Here is a 1,145-nt window from a genome sequence, read left to right as displayed (position 1 = left end):
TACAGGAGTTCGGGGGCGACGTGAGAGGACGGATACTGCTGGCCCTAGAGACAAGGGGCTCCAGCAACGTGAAAGAGATATGCTCTAATAGCGGCCTGAACATGGGCCAGGTGGAGAGGGAAGTGCCAAGCCTGCTCAGGAGCGGGTACGTGAGGTTCGTTACCTCTGGAGTGGTAGGGGAGGGTATGTAAAGGAAAAGGGACAAACGTGAAGCTGCCAAGAGTTAAGCTGCCGAGCAAAGCAACACGCAGGACGATCATCCTGACAGCTGTCGCTGTTGTGTGCGTGCTGGGGATACTGTCGACCGTATTCCCGATCCCAGAGAGTAGCCTGTGGGGCTTCCTCTCAATAGGTACAAGCCGGAAGGCATACGCTAACCCTGATTGGCTCTCCGGGTGGGATCAGAGAATTGAGGCAACTGTAAGCGTCGACGATGTAGATGTTAACGCCTTTGCCACAAACGGAGTAAATTTTCCCCTTGGCGGCGCCGCAATCTCACCCATGGCGCACAGGTACGTCGACACTCATGACAGAACCTATATCTCCTACGGCGGTTACACAACTGGGGCAACAGATTACGACCTGTATGCTACTTACTATGACCACGATGATTTAGATTGGGCGACACCTGTGAAGGTTGCCGACGCGGGGCAGATAGCACCTTACTGGTGCCCCTCTATCACTGTAGACGGCGCTGGCTATATCCATTTGTTTGCGACAGCAGATGAGCCTAACTACGCCCTTAAGCACTACAAGTCGAATAGCACGGAAAGCATTTCTGCCTGGACAGCGCAGGCAGATATAGAGAGCGCGGACGCCACATACGGATGGGGGTATCCCAAACCTGTTAGCTATGGAAATACCCTCTGGATCTTCTACAGGGACAACCCATCTGATGTATCAAAGGTTACCCAGATGTTCCGAAAGTCCACTGACAACGGAGCCAACTGGAGTGCGTCACAGGATATAATAGATTACGGACTTGACACGTATTACTACGGCGCTTACCTGGGCTTTGTTGAAGCCAACTCGGACGCCTCTAAAATATACATGACGTGGAGTTACCAGGAGAAGAACAGCCCGACTTACCCCATGCGCCACGTTTATTGTGCTTACCTTAATACATCGGACAGCAAGATGTATAG

General features: G+C 52.3%; 2 protein-coding genes. Both read left to right on the top strand.

Going from position 1 to position 1,145, the window contains the following annotated elements; translation table 11 throughout:
• The coding region (locus tag HWQ67_RS19265; protein WP_218254315.1) for a hypothetical protein at window positions 1–191 on the top strand (191 nt) is incomplete at its 5' end.
• Between the two features lie 16 nt (window positions 192–207).
• A partial coding sequence (locus HWQ67_RS19260; protein ID WP_218254314.1) for a hypothetical protein occupies window positions 208–1,145 on the top strand: 938 nt, incomplete at its 3' end.

Source organism: Candidatus Magnetobacterium casense, from assembly GCF_019173545.1.
Taxonomy (GTDB): domain Bacteria; phylum Nitrospirota; class Thermodesulfovibrionia; order Thermodesulfovibrionales; family Magnetobacteriaceae; genus Magnetobacterium; species Magnetobacterium cryptolimnobacter.
Note: the sequence above shows the minus strand (reverse complement) of the source record. Positions and strands in the feature narration are given on the sequence as shown.